Origin of the sequence: Burkholderia sp. USMB20, assembly GCF_000949135.2 — a bacterium.
Taxonomy (GTDB): domain Bacteria; phylum Pseudomonadota; class Gammaproteobacteria; order Burkholderiales; family Burkholderiaceae; genus Burkholderia.
Genome location: NZ_JTAN02000024.1, coordinates 1 through 3,754, shown reverse-complemented (window position 1 = coordinate 3,754; position 3,754 = coordinate 1). Strand labels below are relative to the sequence as shown.

The 3,754-nt window shown below is 54.3% G+C and carries 4 protein-coding genes and 1 pseudogene; all 5 read right to left on the bottom strand.

What is annotated here, in order from left to right; all coding sequences use genetic code 11:
• Window positions 1–373: pseudogene (locus tag PL79_RS35920) on the bottom strand (RHS repeat-associated core domain-containing protein); the annotation flags it as partial.
• Between the two features lie 61 nt (window positions 374–434).
• Window positions 435–1,085: a hypothetical protein gene (locus PL79_RS35915; protein WP_135801216.1), complete on the bottom strand. Its 651-nt coding sequence runs from the start codon at window positions 1,083–1,085 to the stop codon at window positions 435–437.
• A gap of 756 nt (window positions 1,086–1,841) precedes the next feature.
• Window positions 1,842–2,093: a hypothetical protein gene (locus PL79_RS35910; protein ID WP_044845997.1), complete on the bottom strand. Its 252-nt coding sequence runs from the start codon at window positions 2,091–2,093 to the stop codon at window positions 1,842–1,844.
• Window positions 2,094–2,190: 97 nt separating this feature from the next.
• Window positions 2,191–2,661, bottom strand: a complete 471-nt coding sequence (locus PL79_RS35905; RefSeq protein ID WP_135801215.1) for a hypothetical protein — start codon at window positions 2,659–2,661, stop codon at window positions 2,191–2,193.
• The coding region (locus tag PL79_RS35900; protein WP_328592094.1) for an RHS repeat-associated core domain-containing protein at window positions 2,658–3,754 on the bottom strand (1,097 nt) is incomplete at its 5' end. The genes PL79_RS35900 and PL79_RS35905, both read right to left, overlap by 4 nt.

The window sequence follows — 3,754 nt, the reverse complement described above, 5'->3', positions numbered from 1 at the left end:
GCTCCCCCGCCGGCGTGCGCTTGCGCACCAGATTCCCGCGCGCGTCGTACTCGAAGTGCATCCCCGCATACGCCTTCAGCAGGTTGCCCAACACCTTCGACACCTCGACCGGCAACGTGCTTTCCGGCCGCACCGGGCTCGAACGGGAGGCCCGCGTTTCGGTGGACCGCACCGGATCGATGATGTTGCTCGCCGGGTCGAACGCAAATCGCTCCTTCGCGACCGGACTGGTGGCCTCGATCAGCCGCCCGACCGGATCGTATCGATAGTCCGTCCCGCCCTTGCGACTGTCCTCGATCCGCGACAATTGCCCGGCCGCGTCATAGCGATATCGCTCCTCGGCGAGCGGCGCGGGCAATGTCGATCGTCGAACAAATCTTAGACGTGGTGTCCGCGCACCAGATTGCCGCAGAGCGCTATCAGCAAAGAGTCAACTACGCGCGTGCCCAAAGTGTCGCTGGGCCGGCTGTGATTCGATCTAACTCGCCGGACGACCCATAATGGAAGTCCCACCGAGACTCGCCCGTCCATCCTTTCGAGAACGCTAGCGCAGTTTTCGGCTTTTCATCCACCGAGTATTCAAAAAGATAAATCGAAAATGCCCCACCCTCACCAACAGCGACGTAAACCTTGAGAGATTCACCAAGCGGTTTCATTCTAGCAATACCCGTCACGCGAGACGTGACCTTCTCCGGATTATCAATCCCCTTATGCGTGATACTACACACATCGATTACACCATCGTCTTCGCTGTACAAATCTGCACCGAGCGCTCGAATGGTCTTTTGACCTGGCATGACTGTCACGACATGCCGCCCATTTCGGAAGCCTGCGCTGTACTTTCCTAGCCAACGTGCTTCGTCGACGCTCTCATAGCGTTTCTTGAGCAACTTTGGCGCGGAGAAACCCTGTCGCTGCTCTTCATATGGAAGACATGAAAAATAGTCACCGGACGAAAATTTCCAATCGCCTATCGAATCCCTAATTTCAAGATATTGAGAGTAGATATTCGTCGTGTCGTACGACTCGAATTTCTCACGAAGCGCGGTCAATATATTCTCGACCACTGGCTCTTCCAATAACATTTCTCCGACCTCCTAGGCACAACAGCAATTGAACGCCCCCTTCCCTGGCGATGTCACCAGTAGACCCAGCTAGATACTGATCGACTGCTGATGGAGTCACAGATTGCACTCTCCATTTTTTGAGGCGTTCACCTCTGCCATGCGATCCTGCCGGTCAATGGGGAAATCCGATCTAAATTCTTTCAACGCATTTCTAGAATAATCGCCACTCAACAATCTAATTGGCCGAGCAAACAAACAGCCTGCCGCAACGCCAGCGGCGTCAGCTGGCTGTCCAGCAGATGCAAATCGAGCCTGACTGAGACCGGACGACGCTGGCTGATGACATATGTATCGCTCGGCCTCGTGGAGATTACTCAATCATCGACTTCAGGTGGGCAGCCTAGAGCTCACCTCTCCCCAAGCGTCAAGCCTTTGAGACTCACCAACACCGGTTATAGTGCAGCCCCGTCTATAAGTCGCGCTCCTTCACTCTCCCAATCGAAAAGCACGGTGCCTGGGCGCAGAACACCACCCGCGTCGTAGTCGCATTGCGCCAATCGCTAGGTGCCAGCCCGCCTTTGGCTGCGGGGCGTTGAGTAATTTCCTCAATGTGACGCGATCCGTAAACCCACCTCATCGTATTCATAGCGCATCATCATGCCGTCGCCCCCGTTTGCTCGGTCAAATGGTCGATTCCGTCGTACTTGATTTCCATCCCCCCCAACCTCGACATCCAACATATATACCGGGAGCCGCTCGAGCAGCCTTTCGTTTCTACGCTTCTGACAAGTACGCCTTCAACATTTCTAGAAGCTCAGTCTTTGAATAGACGAACTCCTCTCCCGCACTCATCCCACCAATCGTGTCGAGCAGCGTGTCGAGCCTCTTATCACCATAGCGATATGCCCTAGCATCAAGCGACTTGAGATAGACATATCGAGCACAGATTTCCGGATCATAGGTTTGCGCTTCGATGAACTCCATTATTTTCGTGACCAATTTCAGTTTTTCATTGCGTTGATTCATCGTCAGCACCTGCATGACTCTGCCGCGACGCCTCCGCAACGCGTGCCGACAGCAAGCGATTGAATTCGCCCACTCGTATTCCTGCTCACTTGCACTTCTATTTACACCATTTTTTTACATCTATCAATTTAAGCCCATTCATCTCAAAAAAATCGAAATCAACAACCAATGACATGTCAGTCGATATAAAAACAAGATCATTCAATATCCCACCTCCAAACTCGACCACCACATTCAGAATTTCTATCGCCCCCACCTTCAGCAAGCCGCAATATTTCCAATCCTCGTCGACCAAAACATAAAAACCGCCCCCGAAATTCCGAATATCTGCCAATTGAGAATGAAGCTCTCCCGCAGGAATCCGGATTTTTTCTTGCCGAAGATCAGCACAAGTTATTCTTAATCTATCCAAAATTGAATCCGTCTCCTCAAGGGATAGCAATTGTGGACGAGCAAGAGATGGAAATAACACCGCCACCTTGGAAAGGTACGTGCCTAAAATCTTCTTTCCGCTGGCCCTCCTGAAAAGAAGCTCCTTCCGGTACTCACTCACATGGTTCTCGCTCATTGGCCCCCCCCGTAATAAGCCTTTCCTTTCGGATTAGCTATTTTAGGTCGACCATAGTCATTCATCCGCGTGTCGCCGCTGATTGGATCGATCTTTACCTTGCCCGCCTCCCAGTGGGGATCGTCAAGGTGGCTCACATCCATCGTTTGTTGCTGGACAGTGGCCTGAATTTTTCCTCCACCTCCTTGTGGAATTTCATAACGATACTCCCGGCCAGATGCGTTCTTTGATTGACTGATTGGTTGTTGGCTCGTCGGAATACCTGCCTGCCGCATTGCTTCGCGACGAGCTGCTCTCGAGGTTAGACAACGAGCCAATCCAAGTGGATCGATCCATCCCGTCGAGTTCGGTGCGTATTGATAGCAATTGTCGCCTCCCGCGAGACCGATCGGGTCCTTTGACACGAAGCGACCTGAATTCGGATCGTAGTACCTGTGTCGGTTATAGGTGAGCCCCGTCTCCTCATCAACCTGCTGCCCCTGAAACCGCAACGGGTTCTTCGGTACGACACCCGCAGCCTTCGACACTCGCGCAATCACCTCCCGCGCTTCGCCCCACGCCTTATACGACGCTTCCCACACGACGTCTCCGTCGTCATCCGTCAGCAACTGAGGCGTCCCAATCTGATCGCAGTGGTAATAGAACAGCACCGCGTCACCCCGCCGCTCCGGCATCTTCTGCAGCGGATCATCCTCCGGAACGTAGCGGTCGGTACTCTTCCACTCCGGCGTCGAGATTCCCTCAACCGGTTCCGCCATATACTGCGCCAGCGGCACAAACGTTCCCGGCTCGTACAGATAGTGCGTGCCGCGCTCGCCATCGCTCTCGTACGCCAGCGTGTCGCCATCCCACCCGAACACCGTCCGCTCGCCGTTCACCTCCTTAGCGATCCGTCGACCGAACGCGTCATAGAAATACCGTGACTGACTCTGCCGCGACGCCTCCGCGACCCGCGCCGACAGCAAGCGATTGAACTCGTCCCACTCGTATTCCTGCTCCCCCGCCGGCGTGCGCTTGCGCACCAGATTCCCGCGCGCGTCGTACTCGAAGTGCATCCCCGCATACGCCTTCAGCAGGTTGCCCAACACCTTCG